At 70.1% G+C, this 19338-nt stretch carries 15 protein-coding genes and 1 pseudogene; 7 read left to right on the top strand and 9 right to left on the bottom strand.

Features of this window, described 5'->3' with window-relative positions:
* Nucleotides 1–28 precede the first annotated feature (28 nt).
* Nucleotides 29–1726, bottom strand: a complete 1698-nt coding sequence (locus tag ACFV7Q_RS13145; protein WP_385427663.1) for an SWIM zinc finger domain-containing protein — start codon at nucleotides 1724–1726, stop codon at nucleotides 29–31.
* 132 nt (nucleotides 1727–1858) lie between these two features.
* Entirely contained in the window at nucleotides 1859–3145 is a 1287-nt protein-coding gene (locus ACFV7Q_RS13140; RefSeq protein ID WP_385427660.1) for an MFS transporter, read from the bottom strand.
* A 544-nt stretch (nucleotides 3146–3689) separates the two neighbouring features.
* Between ACFV7Q_RS13140 and ACFV7Q_RS13135 the strand changes: the two genes are divergently transcribed.
* The 6 genes from ACFV7Q_RS13135 (at nucleotide 3690) to ACFV7Q_RS13110 (ending at nucleotide 11335) form a co-directional block, all read left to right on the top strand.
* A complete protein-coding gene (locus ACFV7Q_RS13135; protein ID WP_385427658.1) occupies nucleotides 3690–6605 on the top strand; it encodes a BTAD domain-containing putative transcriptional regulator in 2916 nt (971 codons plus the stop codon).
* A gap of 187 nt (nucleotides 6606–6792) precedes the next feature.
* Nucleotides 6793–7011, top strand: coding sequence for a hypothetical protein (locus ACFV7Q_RS13130; RefSeq protein ID WP_385427655.1), 219 nt, complete (start codon nucleotides 6793–6795; stop codon nucleotides 7009–7011).
* A gap of 71 nt (nucleotides 7012–7082) precedes the next feature.
* The gene (gene tgmA / locus ACFV7Q_RS13125; protein ID WP_385427652.1) at nucleotides 7083–7328 is read left to right on the top strand and encodes a putative ATP-grasp-modified RiPP; all 246 of its coding nucleotides are present in this window, start codon (nucleotides 7083–7085) and stop codon (nucleotides 7326–7328) included.
* Complete coding sequence (gene tgmB / locus ACFV7Q_RS13120; RefSeq protein WP_385427649.1) at nucleotides 7328–8314, top strand: ATP-grasp ribosomal peptide maturase; 987 nt, start codon at nucleotides 7328–7330, stop codon at nucleotides 8312–8314. The genes tgmA and tgmB overlap by 1 nt, the downstream gene beginning before the upstream one ends.
* A gap of 2213 nt (nucleotides 8315–10527) precedes the next feature.
* The gene (locus ACFV7Q_RS13115; RefSeq protein ID WP_385427646.1) at nucleotides 10528–10662 is read left to right on the top strand and encodes a hypothetical protein; all 135 of its coding nucleotides are present in this window, start codon (nucleotides 10528–10530) and stop codon (nucleotides 10660–10662) included.
* A 10-nt stretch (nucleotides 10663–10672) separates the two neighbouring features.
* The gene (locus tag ACFV7Q_RS13110; RefSeq protein ID WP_385427644.1) at nucleotides 10673–11335 is read left to right on the top strand and encodes a hypothetical protein; all 663 of its coding nucleotides are present in this window, start codon (nucleotides 10673–10675) and stop codon (nucleotides 11333–11335) included.
* Between the two features lie 419 nt (nucleotides 11336–11754).
* On the opposite strand, the gene ACFV7Q_RS13105 is transcribed toward ACFV7Q_RS13110, so the two are convergent.
* Complete coding sequence (locus tag ACFV7Q_RS13105) at nucleotides 11755–13131, bottom strand: hypothetical protein (protein WP_385427641.1); 1377 nt, start codon at nucleotides 13129–13131, stop codon at nucleotides 11755–11757.
* A gap of 132 nt (nucleotides 13132–13263) precedes the next feature.
* Nucleotides 13264–13447: pseudogene (locus tag ACFV7Q_RS13100) on the bottom strand (thioredoxin-disulfide reductase); the annotation flags it as partial.
* 702 nt (nucleotides 13448–14149) lie between these two features.
* On the opposite strand from ACFV7Q_RS13100, the gene ACFV7Q_RS13095 reads away from it, so the two are divergent.
* Entirely contained in the window at nucleotides 14150–15040 is an 891-nt protein-coding gene (locus tag ACFV7Q_RS13095) for a hypothetical protein (protein WP_385427638.1), read from the top strand.
* A 245-nt stretch (nucleotides 15041–15285) separates the two neighbouring features.
* Here ACFV7Q_RS13095 and ACFV7Q_RS13090 read toward each other — a convergent pair whose 3' ends face one another.
* The 5 genes from ACFV7Q_RS13090 to ACFV7Q_RS13070 are packed head-to-tail and all read right to left on the bottom strand — an operon-like array spanning nucleotide 15286 to nucleotide 19180.
* Nucleotides 15286–15699, bottom strand: a complete 414-nt coding sequence (locus tag ACFV7Q_RS13090; RefSeq protein ID WP_385427636.1) for an NUDIX hydrolase — start codon at nucleotides 15697–15699, stop codon at nucleotides 15286–15288.
* A gap of 60 nt (nucleotides 15700–15759) precedes the next feature.
* A complete protein-coding gene (locus ACFV7Q_RS13085; RefSeq protein ID WP_385427633.1) occupies nucleotides 15760–16395 on the bottom strand; it encodes a GNAT family N-acetyltransferase in 636 nt (211 codons plus the stop codon).
* 17 nt (nucleotides 16396–16412) lie between these two features.
* On the bottom strand, nucleotides 16413–16766 hold the full coding sequence (locus ACFV7Q_RS13080; RefSeq protein ID WP_385427630.1) for a VOC family protein: 354 nt from the start codon (nucleotides 16764–16766) through the stop codon (nucleotides 16413–16415).
* A 48-nt stretch (nucleotides 16767–16814) separates the two neighbouring features.
* A complete protein-coding gene (locus ACFV7Q_RS13075; RefSeq protein WP_385427628.1) occupies nucleotides 16815–17684 on the bottom strand; it encodes a hypothetical protein in 870 nt (289 codons plus the stop codon).
* Entirely contained in the window at nucleotides 17681–19180 is a 1500-nt protein-coding gene (locus ACFV7Q_RS13070) for an MBL fold metallo-hydrolase (RefSeq protein WP_385427625.1), read from the bottom strand. The genes ACFV7Q_RS13075 and ACFV7Q_RS13070 overlap by 4 nt, the downstream gene beginning before the upstream one ends.
* Between the last annotated feature and the right edge of the window lie 158 nt (nucleotides 19181–19338).

Here is a 19338-nt window from a genome sequence, read left to right as displayed (position 1 = left end):
GGTGCCGGGGGCACGGCGGGCGGGACGATCAGAGCCCGTGCCGGTCGAGAAGGGCCATCAGCTTGCGCTTGCGCTTCTGCTCGGCCCGCAGGGCGGACAGGTAGGCGTCGAACTCGGGTCCGGTTCCCAGCGTGCGATGGCAGGCCCGGGCGCTGAGCAGGAGCTCCGTGAGGCGTTCGTACGCGCGGTCACCGGTCTGCCCGCGCAGTGGCTCGATCCAGCGGAGGTAGACGGTCAGGGCGTCGGCCGGTTGCCGGTCGCGGATCCGGTCCGCGAGGGCCAGCCACTGCCGCCGGTCGGCGTATCCGTCGGTGGCGGCCTGCCAGGCGGCCTGGAGGTCGCCGTCGTCGATGAGCGCGTCCACCAGCGGGGAGCCGTCGTACCCGCGGCCCTTTCGGAGCTCGCCGGCTGCCCCCAGCGCACCCAGGGCGCCCTCGCGCTCCGCGCCCTCCCAGGTTCCGGCCGCCCGCGCCGCCGTACGCAGGTCCTGGTAGGCGGCCAGCGAGGGGCGGGAGAGCAGCAGGTTCCGGCGCACCCCGACCACGTCGGACAGGCGGCCGGCCCGCTCATGGCGCTCGCAGACGAAGGCGACCAGATCGCGGTCGGGTCCCCCCTCGCACGTCGTCTCCCGAAGGCCGCGTTCCGCCCAGTCAAGGGCCTCGCCCGCACGGCCCGCTGCCTCGAGTTCCCTGGCGATCACCAGGTGGGTGTGGCCGTTGGGGGCGAGGTCTGCCGCACGGACCTCGACCAGTGCGTCCACGTCGTTGCCGGCGGCCTTCAGGACGCGCTCCAGCAGGTACTTCTCCGTCCACCCCTTCGGATTGGCACGCCATGCGGCCACCACCAACGCGTGTGCCCGGGCCAAGCCGGGGGCACCGAGCACCTCCCGGTAGTCGAAGAGGTCGATGTCGGCGGCGAGGTTCCCGTCGGTGAGGAGGTACGGCACCAGCCACTCGGCGGTCTCCACCGGGTCGGGCCGGGCGGCCCGGCAGGATGCGAGATGGGCCTCGGCCAGCCCGGCGGCGGCCTCCCCGATCAGACCGTCCGAGTCGTCGATCTCGCCGTACGCGTGCCCCAGTACCAGCAGGGCCTCTCGGGCCACTTCCACCGCGACCGTCGGCCGACCGCTCGCCGTCAGCGCTCGCAGCGCACTGACGGCCTCTTCCGCCTGCCTGCCGTAGGCGCAGGCGTCGGCGCGCTCCACGAACCCGTAACGGGCGAAGGGGCGTACGTCGAGGAGGCTCAGGACGCGCTTCCGGATGAGGCCGGTGTCCTCGCCGGCGGCGGCCGCGCGCAGCTTCAGGCGCCGCCGCAGGCCACGGTCGTCGGCGAGCTGCTCCCGCACCAGGGCGAGCAGTTCCTCGCGGGTGCGGGACTCCAGCCAGGCGTCCACGGTCCGGGTGCGCGCAGCGGCGGCCGACCGCTGCTGCGGTACGGACTCGGCCCGCTCCAGCACGGTCAGGCCGACCGCCACGCAGTGCTTGCAGAAGTTGCCCTCTTGACCGTACGGGCAGTCGCACCATCCGGAGAGCCCGCCGTCCTCGTCGGCGGTCAGTTCCACTGCGTAGGTGTCGCTGCCGTCGACCGTGGCGGTGATCGCGTCGTCCTCGATGTCCAGCCGTGAGACCGCGGGCAGATAGCCGAGCCCCCGCTCGAAGGAGCGGGCCCCCGCCAGCCGGCGCAGGTCCCCGTCGGTGAAACGCAGAGTATGTGTCACGGCGTCCATTCAACCGAACGGAAGGTCCCCGGGGTGCCGCCGTCCCCCTGGCGGCGCTGACGGCGTGGCAGGCGGTTGGAGGCGGCCGGCGTGGGCGGGGGACAGCGCGTGTGGTCGTGCACGCGGACCACCATCTCCGCACTACCCCCCTTCTCCCGGCCGCAGCCACCGGCGCGCTTGAACACCCCAGACCAGCACGGCCGCCAGCGCGAGCGAGACGACGGCCGCGGACATCCCGGCCCGGATGTCGACCTGCACCGTGAGCGTGCTCGCCACCAGGGCGCCGAGCGGCACGCCCAGGCCCGAGGAGAGCGTCCGGCGCGTCGTGTTGACCCGGCCCTGCAGCTCGGACGGCGTCACCTCCTGGGAGTACGTCATCGTGTTCACCAGCACGACGAGATAGGCCGATCCCCACGCGGTCAGCGCGACCAGCGCGATCCGCCAGTCGGAGGTGAGGACGACCACCAGGCCCAACAGCGCTCCTAGCGGGAGCACCCCCAGAAGAAGGGGGACGGCCTCGAAGCGGCGTCGCAGCCGGGGCAGCAGGAACGACCCGCCGATGCCTCCGGCGCTCCACGCCATGTACAACAGACCGATCCGTCCGTCGGATCCGTGGACGCCCAGCACCCGGTCGGCGAAGACGACGAGCTGCCCGATGATGGCGCCGCCGGAGAACGACTGCAGGGTGCCGACCACGGTCATGAGCCGCAGCGTCGGGTGGTGGTGGAGGAAGCGCAGACCCTCGCGGACGGACTGCCCGAACCCGGGCCGCTTCGCCGCCGCCGCCGGCTTCTCCGGCGGGGTGACGGTGCGTGCGACGGCTCTGAGGAGCAGGGCGGACACGGCGAAGGACAGGGCGTCGAGCGCCAGTGTGCCGGCAGGGCGGAAGACGACGATCAGGCCGCCTGCCAACGCGTTCCCGGCGATGCGCACGACCGTCTGTGCGCCGTAGACCGCGCTGTTGGCTTCGGTCAGCTTGTCCTTGCCGACGACGTCGGGGACGAAGCCGTAGACGCCCGCCTCGAAGAAGAGGGTGAGGCTGGCCGAGGCGAGGGCCACGAAGAGGACCTGCCCGCCGGTCAGGAAGCCCAGTGCGGAGGCGAGGGGGACGGAGGCGATGCAGGCGGCGTTGAGCCACTCGGTGACGATCATCAGGCGGCGGCGGTCCATTCGGTCCGCGACGGTGCCGGCGATCAGCCCGAAGACCACGTAGGGCAGGGTCGCGGCGGCCGCCACCAGGGACACCATCAGCGGTGAGCCGGTCTCCTGGAAGGTCAGCACCGGCAGGGCCACCGTGGTGACGGCGGACCCCAGCCCGGAGACCACGCGTGACAGCCAGAACCAGCGGAACCCGCGAACACGGCGCAGCGGTACCTGCGGCGCTTCGGGCGTCGGGTCGCCGACGTCTTTCTGGGGGAGGGAGGTCATGGGGTTGCGGCGCTTCCTTTCGCGGTGAAACGAGTGACACCCCATCAGCGCAGGCACTGATGGGGTGTCACATGGCATGGCGATGTGTGCGCACCGCACCACATACGAAGGGTGTTGAGCGATACGCGAAGGTGTGAGGCGATGGGGCGGAGCGGGAAGCCGGTTCTTCGAGACGGAACGCGGCCGGTCCGATGGCCGCTCACCCTGCTCCTCGAAGCGGCCGACGAAGAACGGACCGCGGGAGGGGATTCCGGAAACCGCAAGCATTCTAGCAGGCGCCGTCGGTCCGGTTCGGACGGCCCTGCGGGGAGGGAGCCAGGAACGCCTCGACCCGCCGCACGTGGAACCGGAGCCGTTGGCCCCGAAGAGCGGTTGGGGGGCTGGATCGCCCGTGCCCCCGCGCCGAGTTGGCCGACGGTCACCTGGCCGTTCAGAGGACGCGGTGCCGCCGCGGCGGTTCGGTCGTCGCGCCCGACGCCATCGACGGCTGCCGCATGAAGTCCGGCCCCTGTGAGCGGGGGAACGCGGCCCTATACTCCCCAGCGTGCCATCCAACGGGGACTCGTCGACGCACGGCAGTCCGCTCCGGTTCGCCGTGCTCGGTCCGCTCCGGGCCTGGCGCGGCGACGTGCGGCTGGACCTCGGTCCGGTGCGCCAACAGGCCTTGCTGGCGGCGCTGCTGCTGCGGCTGGGCACCACCGTCAGCCGGCAGCAGCTGCTCGACGGTGTATGGGGCTCGGAGCCGCCGGGCACCGGTGCCAAGGTCATCCCGGTCTACGTGCACCAGCTGCGCCGGCGTCTGGCCCCGGAAACAGGAAGTACCTCCGGGTCCGTGATCGTGACCGACCGGGGTGGTTACCGCTTGGATGCGCGAAGCGTCCGGACAGACGTGGCCCGACTGAGGGAGATCGTCGATAAGGCCCACAGCGCGCGGGATTCCGGTGATCTGGCCGCCGCGGTGAGTGCGTGGTCCGCCGCTTTGAATCTGTTCCACGGTGAACCCCTGTCGGCGCTCCCCGGGCCGTTCGCCGAGGCGGAGCGTTTACGGCTGTCGGAGTACAGGCTCGTGCTGGTGCGGGACAAGGTGGAGTGCCAGCTGCGGCTGGGCCGGCACGCCGAGGTCGTCGCCGAGCTCTTCGCTCTGTCCGCGACGCACCCCCACAACGAGTCCGTGGCCGCCCTGTTGATGCGCGCCCTCTATGCCGCCAACCGGCAAGCCGATGCGCTGTCCGTCTTCGCCAAGGTGCGCCGCCGTCTGGTGGAGGAACAGGGAGCGGAGCCGGGCGGTGAACTGCGGCGGGTGCACGAGGCAGTGCTGCGCGCTGATGAAGTTCTCCTCGTCGGCGCACCCCCGCCAGCAAGTCGATCGACGGACCGGCGGCCGCCGGCCGCGCGCCCCCGGCGGCGCCTGCGGGACGAACTACCGGTCGACGTCAGCGGTTTCACCGGACGCAACCACGAGCTGGACGCGCTCCTCGCGCCGATGGACGAGCAGGCGGTGACAGTCCGTGCGGTGGACGGCATGGCCGGAGTCGGCAAGACCGCACTCGTGGTGCGCGCCGCGCGGGCGGTACGCGACCGTTTCCCGGACGGCTGCTTGTTCGTCGACCTCAACGGTCACCGGCCGGGACGGGAAACAGCCGTGCCGGAGCGCGTGCTGCGCCGATTGCTGCGGGCGGTCGGCGACCTCACGGAACTCGACGACGCTCCTTCGGGGGACGTCGAGGGCCTGGCGGCGTCCTGGAGAGCGGCCACCGCCTTCCTCCGGCTCATCGTGGTGGTCGATGACGCGCGCGCCGCGCAACAGGTGCGCCCACTGCTGCCCGCCGGTCCGGGCAGCCTCGTGCTGGTGACCAGCCGCCGGCGGCTGCCCGGGCTCGACGTCGATCGCAGGATTTCGCTGGCGCCGCTGGAGACGGACGAGGCGGAGGCCTTGCTGACCGGTGTCGTCAGCGGCACGGGGGCCGATCCGGAGCGTGCCGCGGTGCGCGAACTGGCCCGCCTGTGCGACCGGCTGCCGCTGGCTCTGCGGGTCGTCGGCGCTCGGATGCAGGGCCGCCCGCTGTGGGCGCTGGAGCGCATGGTGGTCCGGCTGGCCGACGACGAGCACCGTCTCGCCGAACTCGCGGTCGAGGACCGCAGTGTGGAGGCGGCCTTCCAGGTCTCCTACGATCAGCTTCCCGACGCGCAGCGTCGGGCGTTTCGCGTACTGGGCCTCTCGCCCACCGTGAGTTTCGACCGGCTGACCCCGGCCGCCCTGCTCGGCCTCACCCCGTCCGCCGCCGAGCGCGTCCTGGAGAGCCTGGTCGAGGCGAGTCTCGTCCAGGAGGCCGTCACGGGACGCTACCGCCTGCACGACCTGGTCGCGGTCTACGCCCGGCGCGTCGCCGCCGAGCACCCCGCAGAAGTCGCCGCGGCGCGGGCCGGGGTCTTCCGGCTCTACGTGGCCGCCGCCCGACGTGCGAGCGACTGGGGTCCCGTCGCGTTCCCCACCGGCCCGAGTGCCGATACGGCGCCCTTCGCCCACGGGGAGGAGGCGACGGCATGGCTGGATGCGGCGGGCGGCGAACTGGTCGACGTGGTCGCCCGGGCGGCGGCCGTGGGCCACGTGGACGACGCTGGCCGGCTCGCCGAGGGATTGTGCGACTACTTCACCCGGCAGGGCCGGTACCACGAGTGCCGGGCCGCCGTCGAGCTCGTGCTGCCGCTCACGGAGCAGCTCACCGACCAGCGCATGGTCTCCCAACTGCGCACCTGCATGGGCATCGCGTACGGGCTGCAGGGGCACTACGGGCAGGCGCGCCGCTGGCTGGGCGAAGCGCTTCGGATCAGCCGCCGCACCGGAGACGTCCTCGAGCAGGCACGGGCTCTGGGTTCCCTCGGCATCTTCGCGAACGCGGCAGGGGAGCCGGCCGAGGCCATTGCGCTCCTGGCCGAGTCCGCTGACCTGTCCCGGGCGGTGGAGGACGACTGGCTCGCCGTGATGTACCTGGCCAATGTGGGCGCCGTCCACCATCAGGTGGGAGAGACCGACAAGGCGCACGAGTGCTACGCGGCAGCGGTCGGTCTCGCCGAGAGGATCGGCAGGCCCCGGATCCTGAGCAAGACGCTCTTCCGCATGGGGACGCTCCAGCTGGACCGCGGGCACCACGTGCAGGCCGCCGACGCGCTGACCAGGGCAGCCGATCTCGCCGAGCGCGTGGGGGACACCCCCCTCTTCGCGGCGGTCCTCGGCAGACTCGCCGCCGCAGAGGAGTGCCTGGGCAACCCGGCCGGAGCGGCCCGCTCCCACGCCGAGGCACACGCGGCGGTCGGCGGACGGCCCGGCGCCGGGCTGAAGGCCGAGATCCGCAACCGGTTGGGCTGGCACCAGGCCGCGACGGAAGACCTCGTCCAGGCGCGAGACCGGTTCGAACGGGCCGTCGCCCGTTCCCGCACCGCATCCGGTGAACTCGCGTAAGCCCGCGTCCGTCACGGACGGCTGTTCCGCATCCCCCTGCCGCACCGCCGCCGCATCCGGCCGATGAACCGGGATTTCATCCGCATTTCAACGCCCCTTGCCAGCATGGACCCATCGCTCACCGGTGTGAGCCGCGCCTGCATCCACAACGAAGAGGACCCACATGGGGCTGTTACATGCCTGGCGTATGCAGAAACTCGTTTCGGACGCCAGAACCGCCTATGGGAGAGGCGACGCGCATTTCGTCGCCGGGTTCGACATCGACATCCGCGCCAGGGTGTCCATGAAGGCGATCCGCAAGGAGATCGACAAGATCATCGCGGCCGTGGAGCCGATCGGCTGGGAGTGCGTCAGCGTGCAGCCGTTCCTCGCGTCGGTCGAGATCGACTTCATGCGCCGAGAGTGAGCACGAACCCGGAGACCTCCCCCGCGGAGGAAGCGAGCCCCCCGAACAGTCGAAAGCGAAGGAGACGAACGATGACAACGCGAGACGCCGGAGCACCCTGGGGCATCACCCGCATGGCACCGTATGCCGAGACGCGGCCGGTTCCCCTGCTCACCGCGGTGATCGACCCGGAGACCCAGATCGCCGTCGTGATCGACGAACACGGCCAGGCGGTCGAGCTCCACCACCAGACCGGCAGCGGCACGTCGAGCTCCACGAGTACCAGCTGCGCCGACAGCTATGACTCGGACGATTCGTCGGACTCCGACCACGACTGATGACGACACGCCCGACCGGGCCGGTACTGGTACTGACCAGCCTCCACGACGTGACCGCTGACGTGGTCCTGCGCATCCTCGCGGAACACCAGGTCCCGGTGGTCCGTCTCGACCCCGGCACAGACCTGCACACAGGTGCCGCGCTCACCGCCACGTACCGCACCGGTGATCAACGCGGTACCTTGCGGACGCCGACCCGCGAGCTCGACCTCACCGAGGTGCGCTCCGTCTGGACGCGCCGGCCCTCCCCCTACGAGGGTCCGCCCGAACTGGGCGGCCAAGAGCGCCGGTTCGCCGCCTCTCAATCCCTGTGGGGCGTCGGCGGCATCCTGGCGTCGCTTCCCGGAGCCCACTACGTCAACCACCCGTGGAGCAACCGGGCGGCCGAGTACAAGCCGGCCCAGCTGGCCACCGCACAGCGCAGCGGCCTGTCCGTCCCGTCCACGCTGATCACCAACGACCATGAACATGCCCGCGAGTTCGCCGCCCAGCACTCCGGTGCCGTGGTCTACAAGCCGTTGTGGAACACGCCCTATGCGATCGACGGCAGGGCGCAACAGGTTTGGGTTCGCGAAGTGCGCCCGCACGAGATCACGCCCGCCGTGGCCGTCTGCCCGCATCTGTTCCAGGCCAAGGTGGAGAAGGCGTTCGACGTACGACTCACAGCTGTCGGCAGCCGGGTGTTCGCGGTCCGCATCGACAGTCCGGACCTGGACTGGCGGCAACGGCAGTCCCTCATGGAGTGCACGCAGATCGCCGTCCCCGCCCGGATCGCGCGCTCGGTGTCCGCGTACCTCAACACCTTCCGGCTGGTCTTCGGCGCCTTCGACTTCGCCGTCACGCCCGCCGGCGACTGGTACTTCCTGGAGTGCAACCCCAACGGACAGTGGGCGTGGCAACCCGACCCGGTGACCGACTCGATCGGCCATGCCATCGCCGACGAACTGCGGTGCCTTTCCCCGGCCGGGACGGCACGGCCGAGGTGACGACCGCTCCCGGCGACCGGAGCCCGGAGCAGTTACGGGGTGCCGTAACCCCGCTCGAACACGGTGACCAGCCCGCCGCCATCGGAAAGGCCCTGCACCGGGCTGGGGAGCTGCTCCACCGGCACGGCGTCCCCGACGACGACAAGCTCATCGTCCTCGTGAGCGACGGCGCGCACTGGGCGCCGATGAGCGAGGACCGCAGCGGCGAGTCGGTCGTGGGTCCGGAAGACCCGGTGTCGACGATGGAGGAACTCCACACGGAGCTCGGGATCCGGCTCCACGCGGTGGGGATCGGCGACCAGACGCTCTTCGGCCGTTGGTGGGGGACTACTGGCCGCCCCAGCACTTTCGCGGAGTTGGGCAGCGGCGTCCTCAGGTCCGTCGGCTCCCCGGCACAGAGGCGGCTGCCCCCGTTGCAGCTCGACCCCGGCGCTGTCACCGTCGCGCCCGGTCGGCCGCTGGCCGACCCGTCCCGGCGGGAGCGCCGGGAGACGCAGGTGGAGGCCGTCCTCGGGCCTTACTGGGAGATCTGCGCGGCGTCGGTGCCCCGGCTCGGTCACGCGCTGTTCGACCGGCGCCGCCGGTCGATCTGCAGCGGCCGCCCGCATCACCCTGAGCCATATGGATTTCACCGCTTGGTTGGCATCCGCTTACAAGGTGTTCCACGAGCGCATCCACAAATCCGTCCGTTTCCCCAAATCGGACCCGAAGCATGCGGCGAAACTTCCCTTGCCGGCAATGCGGACGCCGAGGGTGCGACCGGCCTTGCGATGACCGCTTGCTTGATCACGGTGGGCCAGTGGGCAAGTCTGCGGTGCCCCCGGGGGAAGCGAGTCGGCCTTAGCCCTCCCAACCTGCGTGACGTGCCGTCAGGCAAGTCGGCATTTGGTCAGCATCGGTCCCCCACATTCCGAAGCGGGTGTTCGATGTGACGCTGGTCGGCAGGGTCACAACAGCCTGGTGCCCGCGGAAGTGCAGGCCAGGAGCCTTCTCGTCCGAGGCAGTGGATTTTCCTTTGGATCTCCGACCCGACGCCTACCGGTGTAGAGTGCAGAACGCCCTTGACCTGCAGAAAGCTGGCAGGGAGCCGTTTTCTAGGAGCTCAAATTGCTGCGCACCATGTTCAAGTCCTACATCTGATATCTGGACGTTTCCGCAGGTCATAGCCGTTCTGTCGGGGTCCAGGTCAGCAGATGGTCAGCATCGGTCCCGATCATGTCCCGCCGTTGCTGACCTCGGTGACGGCAGTGGGTGAATGTCGGTGGCCTCCCGCCCTGCACCGGAGACTTGGCCCTTGCCCTGCTGGTCACAGCAGGGTCTTGGTGTACGGGTGGTAGGGCGCCTGGCTTGAGACCTTGGTCCGCCGGCCACGTTTTGGGTGCTTCCCTCGGACTTCAGCCACGACGCGCGAGCTTCCACCGCCCAAGCAGGCCGGTGTCACGGCGTGAACCAGGTCGACACAGGGACGGCTTCTTCGGGGCGGCTTGGTCGGAGATGGGGCAAGGGGCGTGGGGAGCGGCGTCGCTGTCGTCGGTGAGGCACCTGGGACGGGCCGGCAGGTCTCCGCCGCTCCGTTTGGGTTCCTGAGCTGGCGCGCAGCTCGCGTTCATCCCGGGAACCTGCCTGTCGAGCGCAAGTGCCAGCGGCGACCTCCGAAGGGTGTAGCTCGTCTGGAGGGAAGGGCTGAGCTGGGAGAACGCTGTTTGGGGTGATGGCACCGCGGTCGGGTCTCCACCGTGAGGGTGGAGGAGGCGACGCCCCCGATCCCCTGGGGCACCGTGGCCTGCCTCCGGGCCGATGGGGTCGTGCCCCATACCCGGACCGCTCGGGTCCGATTGGATACGGACTCGACTCCGGCTCAGGGCTCTGTCCATATTCCGCCGAAATTCGAGCCAGACTTTCCTGACTTACTGTCACGGATAAACGGAGGGCGTGATGCCCATTTGGCCGATTCCGGCATTCAGTATCGCAAGGCGTGCCGCCCTCTGTCCCGTTTGCGACCTGGTGGGTTCCCGTCAGTCTGAGATGCGCCAACTGAATTTCCTTGTCTCACTGTTGAAGTGCCACCTACGTTTACGCCTTGAATATCTGGATCACGGGTTGGCGTGGCAGCGGGGATACCTGCGCCATGCGGGTGATGGGGGATCATGTCTGCAATCAGGGGTCGGCGGCTTTGGCGTGCCGTAGCGACCGCCCTGGGCGCGGTAGTCGTCGTGGGTGTCTCGCCCGGGTACGCGCCGACGGCTGCCGCTGCCGCGACGGTCCAGGCGCCGGCGAGCGAGAGCGAGAAGGCACTCAAAGCCGCGGCCGAGGCCGGCAAGCCCGTCGAAGTGCTGGGCGAGCGCTGAGGAAGCTGCTATGAGTACGGGAAGATGGCTGTGGGTCTGCCTACAGCGCTACGTCATGACCGCCGCTCTCGGCTGGGTGGCCGCGGCCCTGGTGCTGCCCGTTCTGGGCGGTGATCCCTTCTGGGCGTCGTTCGGCGCGGGGCTGGGAGTGGGGCTGATCGTGGTGCCGCTCCTGACGGTCGTGACCATGGTCGTACTCGTCCTGCTGGCCGGTCGGCGGTTCGAGCCGCCGACCGGCGGTCCTTCGCGGATCCGGGGCGGCTGGCTGATCGTGCTGCCTCTGGTCCTGCTGCTGCCCGTGGCCCTGCTCGTGCCACTGCAGTACCTGATCGTGCTCGGCGCGCAGCTCGTGTACCTGGTGTGGGTGCTGCCCTGCCAGGACGCCCGCGACACGGCGGACGTGCTGCGCTCGCTCGCCGACCCGGCCGTCCCTGCGGAGCAGCGGGCCCGGATGGCACGGGCGGTCGCGGGACTGCAGGGCAGGCCGGTCGTCGAAGCCCTGGTGCAGACCTCGGCCGACGCGGAGCCGGAGGTCGCCGAAGCGGGTCTGGAGACCCTCTGCACCATCTGGCGGCGCGACGGAGTCGTCGGCGAGGACCTGCTGCTGAAGCTCGACCCGCAGGCCCAGGACCGCGTCCGGGCCCTCGGCGTCAGGGTGCGGAGCCCTTGGTGAGAACGGCGGCGATCGGCCGCGCATGACACGGCCCGGCCCTCCCGAGACCACTCGGGAGGGCCGGGCCCCTTCTCTTCCCGGGGGCGAGGACACTGTCGGCCGCAGGGTCATGCGCTCCCGCGCGCCTCCCCGAAGGCCCCGTAATCGTGCGCCCGGTTCGCCAGTTGGCGTCCTCCAGTGCGGCGACGCTGAACCGCAGGTACCGCTCGTCGGAGGGCGTGAAGGGGTGCGAGACCCACCCGAAGAAGGCACCCGAGGCGCGCAGTTCGCAGCCGCCGGGCGCCCCGGTGGATACCAGTCCGGTGGCATGGGGCTCCCGCAACCGCACCTACACCGCGGTATCCAGTGAGCGTTTTCAGCGTGGCCACTGATTCCCCAATGGTGTTGTCAAGCGGCGGTAGTGACCCACTGTGGTCGGGTCATATCGCTGTCGCGCCTGCGCGGGCCGCAGCGGTCTCGAAGAGCTTGTGGTCGCGCAGGAGGGCCATGACGGTGCCGTCGGGGTGGAGAGAGACGGGACCGCGCCACTTGGCGTCCCAGGGGTCGGTGGGCCAGGAGTCGCGGAGGGCGTGGGCCTCGTGGCGGTACTGGTCGACCCTGCCGTCCCGGAGGTGGTCGAAGAGGTTCTCCGCCAGACCGGAGAAGGCCTCTACCCGGACGCCGTTGAGGCGGAAGACATGATCGGTGCCCACGAACTTCCTGCCGTGGATGGTGTGGGTGACGTCTTGGACGATGCCGGTGCCGGCGTGGGTGAACGTCTCGAAGTGGCCTTTGCCCTGGCGCTTGGTGAGGTAGCGGGCGGTGGGTTCGCCACCTCCGGTGAAGGCCATCAGGCTGGCGGCATCCGCCTGGGCGAGGACCCGGCCGAACCAGCCGCACTCCTCGGGACGCACGTGGTAGCCGACCGGTGGTTCCTCGTTCGGTTCGGTCGGGGCGTCGATGCCGGGCCGGATGCTGCGGTCCTCGACGGAAGGGTCGAGATGGAGGTCCTTCGCATCCGCCAAGGTGCCGTCGCCTGGGGTGTGGAGCAGGTAGAGGGTGATGCTCTCGCTCTTCTTGGGGAGCGTGGTGCCGAAGACGAAGGCCGGTGTCTCGTTGTACGCGCCGATGTGGATGCCTTCCACGTCGGCGGAGGCGGTGGCCAGTTGCTTGTGGACCTGGGCGGCGTTGCCGTGCGTGCCCTTGCAGGTGACCGGGATGACGCGCGACGGCTCGCCCGGCTTCCATACTTCCAGGAAGAACCCCGGCCGGCGCGGGGCACTGCTGCGTCCGGCCTCCCTGCCGGTCAGCTCCCAGCCGGCTCGCATGGCTATCTCGGCGTCGATGACCGAGACCGAGTGGCCCGGGTACTGAGCGGCGAGTACGCGCCGGGCGAGGGCCCGGGCGAAACCGATGCCGAGCTCGCCCGACTGTGTGGCTGCGTAGTGGCGCCTGGGGTTACGGCCCTCGGTGGACAGTGCCATGTAGCGACCGTCGTTGCCGGTGAGGGCCTGGCAGTACTTCAGACTGGCCCAGTGCTCGGCAAGTCCTCGCCCTGCGCCTTGGCGAGCAAGGACGTTGGCCCGGCCCAGAGCGTGGAGTACGTCCCATGGAGTCAGTTGGAGCGACAGACCGAGTGACTTCACGGGCAGCGGCCGAAGCTCTGGTTTGCGGCGCAGAGGGGCCTGGTTCTTCTCCCGCTTGGCCTTGTCGTCCGCGGTCGCAGCCTTGGCATCGCTGCCCGCGAGGTCCGATGTCGAGTGAACGGCCACGTTCCACGGCTGCGCGAGATCCCTCAGCACGTCTGCTCGCTTCAAGCTGCTTCCCCCTACGTTCGTACGGGTGTTACAGGCCAACGTCGCAAGCTACGTGGGGGAGCAGGGGCGCATGAAGGGCGTAAGCGCGCACATCGTCGGCGTCGGCCCCACCCTGGTACGGGGGCCAGCCAGTCAGGCGTTGACCTGCGCCATGCCGGCGTCCGTGCTGCTGTCGCTCATGGCGTCGAGACAGCGCTCGGCGTCCAGGGCCGCTGCGCAGCCCGAACCGGCTGCGGTGATGGCTTTGGCGGTGGGTGTGGTCGACGACGTCGCCGGCGGCGAAGACGCCAGGGACGTTCGTACGGGTTGAGGGGGAGGCAGGCACAGGGACCGGTCCTGCAGGCCCTGGCGGTCGGCAGCTGGGGGATCGACACGTCTGAGTGACCTGCCGTCAGATAAGTCAGCATCTGGTCAGCATCAGTCCCCCACGTTCCGGAGAGTCTGGCCGACGCGAAGCCCGGTCCGGCAGCGTCACGACGGCCTGGTGCCCGCGGAAGTGCAGGCCAGGAGCCTTCTCGTCCGAGGCAGTGGATTTTCCTTTGGATCTCCGACCCGACGCCTACCGGTGTAGAGTGCAGAACGCCCTTGACCTGCAGAAAGCTGGCAGGGAGCCGTTTTCTAGGAGCTCAAATTGCTGCGCACCATGTTCAAGTCCTACATCTGACATCTGAACGTTTTCGCAGGTCAGCGGCGTGATGGCGGGGCTCTGGTCAGCAAACGGTCAGCATCAGCCCCTGGTGCTGATCACGGAAGCACAGCCACCGACAGTCGCGCACGTTGCTGGCGCAGGGGGCTTGTCGGTGCGTCGTGACGGCCTCTGTCACGTGGAGCGTGACGTCGTTGAGGCCGCGCTCGGCCGTCCTCGCCAGCGACGCGGGTGCGGTCATGCACGGGACGACGAGGGCAGCGACAGCCTCGTCTCCTTCGTTCAGGCGAAGCGATCGCTATTTCGGCAGCGTTTCGACCTCAGAGTTTCTAGCGTCGGCAGCAGTGTTTCGCTGGGCGAGAGGACTCGAACGTGACCGACCCTGCCGCAGGTGTGCGCCCACCCGCTGTAGCGCGCCGGCTTCCCGGCCGGGCAAAGCGGCGCATGGACGTCCTGCGCGAGTACGAGGAATTCAACTCTGATCGCCGCAGGGGGATTCCTGCGGTCCTGTGGCCGTTCCTCGCGCCGGACCCGGACCGGTACTACCGATGGCGGGTCCAGCTGGATTGCGCTTGCATCAAGGAGCTGCTGACACCGGACGACCGCACCCCGCCGAGCGAGAGGCAGTGGCGGGGCCTTGGGGAGGGTGAAGCATTGCCGCAGGGACAGGTGTACTGCCGGCACGACGATTCCGTCGATGCCCCCTACCGCGACATCATTGAGTGGGGAGAACGGCGAGAGGTGAGCTTTCCCGCCGATCCGGTGGAGCCACCCGAATGGGCCGAAGCCGACGTGTGGGCCGTGATCCGCCATCATGAAGCACACACGTCGGCCTTCTGGAAGGTAACGCTGGCCTGCGGACACGTCGAAGAGGTCGTAGCGCCAACCCTCGACTGGAAACCCGATGACGGGCCGCGCTTGGCCGAGGCCACAAGGGTGAAACAGATGATCGAGGAATTCGAGCAGGCCTGGGCCTCAGACCCGATGCTTCAACCTGAAGCCGAACGTGAACACACCCGCCGGATGCTGGCGGCAGGCTGGCCGCGTCCAATGCCGGAACGGTGTTGCCATACCTGTCCCCACGCTCGCGCGATTGTCGCGTATCAGCACGTGGGCTGGCTCATTCCACGCAATGAGGCGCCCAAGCCCGAAAACCCGCCGCCGGCTCGCGCTGTCTTGGAGCGCCGACTTCGCCAGGCCGAGGCCGAGGCGGAACGGCTGCGAGCGCAGCTGGCCCGGCACGAGGAGCGACGGGACGCCTGACAGACGAGCCCCGGGACCTGCCGACACCTGGGACCAGGCGGCTCAGCGCGCTGAGGAGCACCGCACCACCGGCATGACGCCATCCTCCGCGCGTGCAGGCCCTCCAGCTCATCGCCGAGAACTGGACTACCGTCCACGACCTCACGACTCGATCGGGCACTTCCTACTCCCAGCCCCATGAGCATTCTGGGGGCCAACTCCGAGACGCGTCGGCCCCCAGAGGTGTTGTGCGTCGACAGGCCCCTTCAGCGGTTCAACGCCGAGTCGAGGTGTTCCTGCACCGGCTCGAACAGGCCGTAGGGGATATACCGCGAGATCTCTGGATGGGCGACCCACGCCAGCTCGACGAGCTCGTCGGTGTCCGCCACGTGCGCACTACCGCCGACCACCTCGCAGGCGGTATACGACATCCGACGGCCGGTGGCCGGGTGGATCCGCTCGCCGAGCAGCTTCACCGCCTTCACGGCAAGCCCCGTCTCCTCCTGGGTCTCCCGTACGGCGGCGTCCTCGAGGGCTTCGTTGGGCTCGACCTCGCCGGCCGGGAACTGCCAGGAGAGCTGGCCCTCGCTGACCCGCCGCCGGACCATCAGCACGCGGCCTTCGTGCACCACGATGGCCGCGGCGATGCCCGGTCGCTCCTCAGCGCTTTGCTGCGTCACGTCTACTCCTCCGGGGGGCCGGGATGGGCCGGAAGATCGTATCGACGCCCAGCGCGCCAGTCAGTGGAAGAGCGTGATGCAGTCAGGCAGCCCGGCTATTCCGACAGGCACCACGCTCGCGCAACCCTGCCAGTCGGCCGCCTCTATGGCCTCCTCGTGGGCGTCGTAGGGGCGGCCGTCGACGGAGATTCGGTGGACGCCGTTTGGGCGGTAGCCGAACTTTCGGGAGACCGCCCGGGAGGCGGCGTTGTCGGCGAAGGCGGTGGAGGTGACGCGGGCGGCGCCGAGGCCGTCGAAGGCGAGGGCCAGGGCTGCGGCGCGCATCTGGGTGCCGTAGCCCTGGCCTTGGAAGCGGCGGCCGAGCCAGAAGCCGGTCCGGGCCTCGCCGGTGATGGCGAAGTCGTGTGCGGAGAGGTTCTGCTGGCCGATGACCTGGCCGTCGTGGAAGACGGCCAGGAGCAGGCGCCAGTTCTCGCGGGTCCAGTCGCCTCGCGCCCACCAGTGGTTCTGTACGACGTTCTTGGCCCGCTCGGCTGGCGGGGCGGAGGCCCAGGGCTGCGGGAAGTACACGGCGCCGTCGGGGACGACCCCGTCGGCGGCCACCTGGGCGAGCGCATCGAGATCGTCGTCCGAGGGGAGTCGCAGGACGAGGTCGGCGGTGGTGAGCTGTAGGGCGGTGAGGGGCCAGTGGCGCATGGGTGGGCTCCGAGGGTTCAGGGCCCGTCGAGTCCGAAGACGGTGCCGAACGGGTCGATGAGCTGGCAGATGCGCCGGCCGGGCTCCACGTCGAGGGGGCCGCGGTGGTGGGTGCAGCCCGCTTTCAGGAGGCGCTTGCGTTCGGTGTCGAGGTCCTCGACGGACCAGTACGGGACGGTGCTTCGTCCGTGGGCGTTGGCTTTGGGGGATGCCTGGTGGAAGCCGAACTCGAGTCCGTCGAGGTCGAGCCAGGCGTAGACGGCGGTGCCGTTGATGTCGAGCTTGACCTCGGTTTCGAAGATCTCGCCCCACCAGCGGGCGGCGGCTTCGGGGTCGTCGACGAAGACCATGACGGTGCGGATACCACGCACTTGGGATTCTCCTTGCGTCGGGAAAGTGGCACGGTACCGCTGGGGTGGTCACTCGTGGGCGCCGTGCAGGGAACGGAGGCCGGTGGCAGCGGCGAACGCCGCCAGGGCGCGTATGAGCTCCTGGTCGTTCCACTGTGTGCCGAGTTCGCGTGCGTGGTGCAGGTAGGCGTGGCGTACCCAGCGCGGGGACGGGTGCCCTTGCTGGTCAGCCATGTGGGCGAGGGTGATCAGGTCGGGCAGGCCGGTGATGTCCGGGCGGAGAGTTTCTGCGTCGATGAGGGCGAGGTGCCCGTCAGCGCGGCGGCGGACGTGTTCCGGCTTGAGGTCCAGGTGGCCGAGCGGTACGTGGTCGGGTCCGTGGGCATCGGTGACGAGCTGGAGGAGTCGGTGCCAGTCGTCGGGGCGGGTGATCCAGTCCGGGGACGGGGCCTCCAGGGCGGCTGTGATGTGCCAGAGGGCCATGGTTGTGGCGACCTCGGGCTGCCAGCGGGCGGAGGCGGTGTGGATGAGGGCGACCGAGCGGACCAGCTCGTCGAAGGCGTCGGTGCCCGAGAGGGTGACCTCCTCGTCGAGGTGGTCGACCAGCAGCGTGCGGGAGGTGTCACAGGCGCGGTGGAGGTCCGGCAGGACGTTCTCGTCGGCCAGGAGTTCGTATGCGAGGACTTCGCCGAGGTAGCCGGCCTCGTCCGCGTGGCGCTTCAGGACCCGGCGGGGAGGGGCGCCGAGGGCGAAGACGGCGGTGCGGTAGCGGGCGGTCAGGCAGCGCACCGGTCCCGGCTCGCCCGCGTGGTGGCGAGCGAGGATCACGTAGGCCTGGCGCTCGGCTGTGGCGGGGTCGGTGGTGAGCGGGTTGGCCAGCCACCCGTCGGGCCGTGTGCGGGCGGCGCCGTCCAGCGGCCCGGCGGGGGCGGTGGTCATGCCGCGGTCTCCTGGGGGATGCCCAGGGTGGCCAGGCTGTGGGCGTAGCAGCGGGCGGCGAGGTCGGGCCGCTGGTGCTCGCCGTAGATCGCGAAGAGGGCGTAGACCGGGGAGTCGAGGTTCTCGCCGATGTGCCAGCCCTGGTACGAGCCTCCGACGACGTCCCAGATCTGGGCGCGGCCGAGGAAGACGGCGGCGAAGTCCTGGAAGTAGATCTCGATGCCGAAGGGGTGGGCGGCCATGGCCTCTTCCCGGCTGGTGGTGGCGATCTTGTCCCAGGTGGGGCCGGTGATGTTCCAGGCGTAGGAGTCGATCTCGCCGGGGCGGCCTGGCGGGTCGAGGAGGCGCAGGACGGCGCGGTGGGCTCCGAGGGGGCCGGCGAGGTAGTCGTGGATGCTGGTGGCCAGGGCGCCGGTGCGGGTGGCGATGAGCTCTCGGGCGAGCCGGGGCAGCTCCTCGGCCACCAGGGCGTCGGCCTTCTCCCACTCCTCTTCGGCCAGGGCCGGGGTGACCGGGGTGGGCTCGACACGCTGCGGGGAGTCGAGGAAGTCAGCGAGTGCGGCGAGCGCGGACTTCTCCGCCACGGGGTCGGGGGTGACCCAGGGGACGCGGGAGGTGGTGACAGGACCGTCGCCCGACGGGACGGTGAGGCGGTCGCCGGGGCGGGGGCCGTGGACGCGGAAGAGGTGCTGGAGCTCGTTCGCGGTCGCGGCCAGGGCCTTGTGGTCGGCATAGAGGAACGGGCCGTGGGGGCTGCGGGGCGCGGTGAAGCCGTTGCCGCACAGGGCGACGTCCCGTACGCCGTCCAGGGGTTTGAGGTAGTCGATGAGCAGGCCGTTGAGGATCTGGAGGCCGGTGGTGCGGTTGCGGGGTCCGTCCATGCCGGGCAGCAGGTTGTTGTCCGCGCCGAGCGCTCCGTACGGGACGGTCTGGGCGTTGTTGGAGACCACGGCGAGCCGGGGCGGGGTGAGGGTGCCCTGGGCAAGCTGCTCGATGTAGAGGTCGGAGACGTCGGCGTCGACGCCGATGAAGACGTCGTTGCCGGTGGTGCCGGACAGGCGGACCAGGGGCTGGGAGACGCGCTTCTCCCAGAAGAGGGTGCGGGCGCCGGCGGGGTAGAGGGTGATCTCGATGTCTCCGACGTTCAGCGGCTGGGTGTGGTCCACGCGGTGCACGGTGAAGCCCAGGGCTTCGATGGCGTCGGTGACGGCGGCCGGGGTGGTGGTGCCGGTGTAGACGGGCACCGTGCGGGCGAGGAGGTCGAGCGAGGGGAGGTGGAAGTGGTCCAGGTGCTCGTGGCTGAGGATCACCGCGTTGGGGGTGGGCATGCCCTGGGCGTCCACGGCGCGGGGCGGCCAGATCTCGAACTCCAGGCTCCCGGCGCCGAAGGCGGGCGCGAGGATCGGGTCGAGGAGGACGGAGGAGAGGCCGTCGGTGATGTGCCAGGTCTGGTGGCCGAGGAAAGTCAGTTCCAGGCCGACGGGGGCTGCTGCCATGACGAACTCCTTTGCGCGGTCAGGAAGGGTGCGGGGGTGGCGCGGAGGGGGACAGCGGACGTCCCCCACCGCACCAGTGAGGGGCGCAGCACGACCAAACGGTGGGTTGTGGTGGGGGGGTTGTGGGTGAAGCCCGTGGCGGCGAACCCCCGCACCCG

Origin of the sequence: Streptomyces sp. NPDC059851 (assembly GCF_042732005.1) — a bacterium.
In the GTDB taxonomy this organism is placed as follows: domain Bacteria; phylum Actinomycetota; class Actinomycetes; order Streptomycetales; family Streptomycetaceae; genus Streptomyces.
The sequence above is the reverse complement of the archived record's forward strand: the minus strand, read 5'-3'. Positions and strand labels throughout refer to the sequence as shown.

What these genes read in the sequence shown, in the direction of transcription:
- ACFV7Q_RS13130 (WP_385427655.1), top strand. Translation starts at nt 6,793, where the DNA reads ATGCAGAAACTCGTTTCGGACGCCAGAACCGCCTATGGGAGAGGCGAC.
- ACFV7Q_RS13075 (WP_385427628.1), bottom strand. Translation starts at nt 17,684, where the DNA reads ATGACCACCGCCCCCGCCGGGCCGCTGGACGGCGCCGCCCGCACACGG.
- ACFV7Q_RS13145 (WP_385427663.1), bottom strand. Translation starts at nt 1,726, where the DNA reads ATGGACGCCGTGACACATACTCTGCGTTTCACCGACGGGGACCTGCGC.
- tgmB (WP_385427649.1), top strand. Translation starts at nt 7,328, where the DNA reads ATGACGACACGCCCGACCGGGCCGGTACTGGTACTGACCAGCCTCCAC.
- ACFV7Q_RS13070 (WP_385427625.1), bottom strand. Translation starts at nt 19,180, where the DNA reads ATGGCAGCAGCCCCCGTCGGCCTGGAACTGACTTTCCTCGGCCACCAG.
- ACFV7Q_RS13085 (WP_385427633.1), bottom strand. Translation starts at nt 16,395, where the DNA reads ATGCGCCACTGGCCCCTCACCGCCCTACAGCTCACCACCGCCGACCTC.
- tgmA (WP_385427652.1), top strand. Translation starts at nt 7,083, where the DNA reads ATGACAACGCGAGACGCCGGAGCACCCTGGGGCATCACCCGCATGGCA.
- ACFV7Q_RS13110 (WP_385427644.1), top strand. Translation starts at nt 10,673, where the DNA reads ATGAGTACGGGAAGATGGCTGTGGGTCTGCCTACAGCGCTACGTCATG.
- ACFV7Q_RS13140 (WP_385427660.1), bottom strand. Translation starts at nt 3,145, where the DNA reads ATGACCTCCCTCCCCCAGAAAGACGTCGGCGACCCGACGCCCGAAGCG.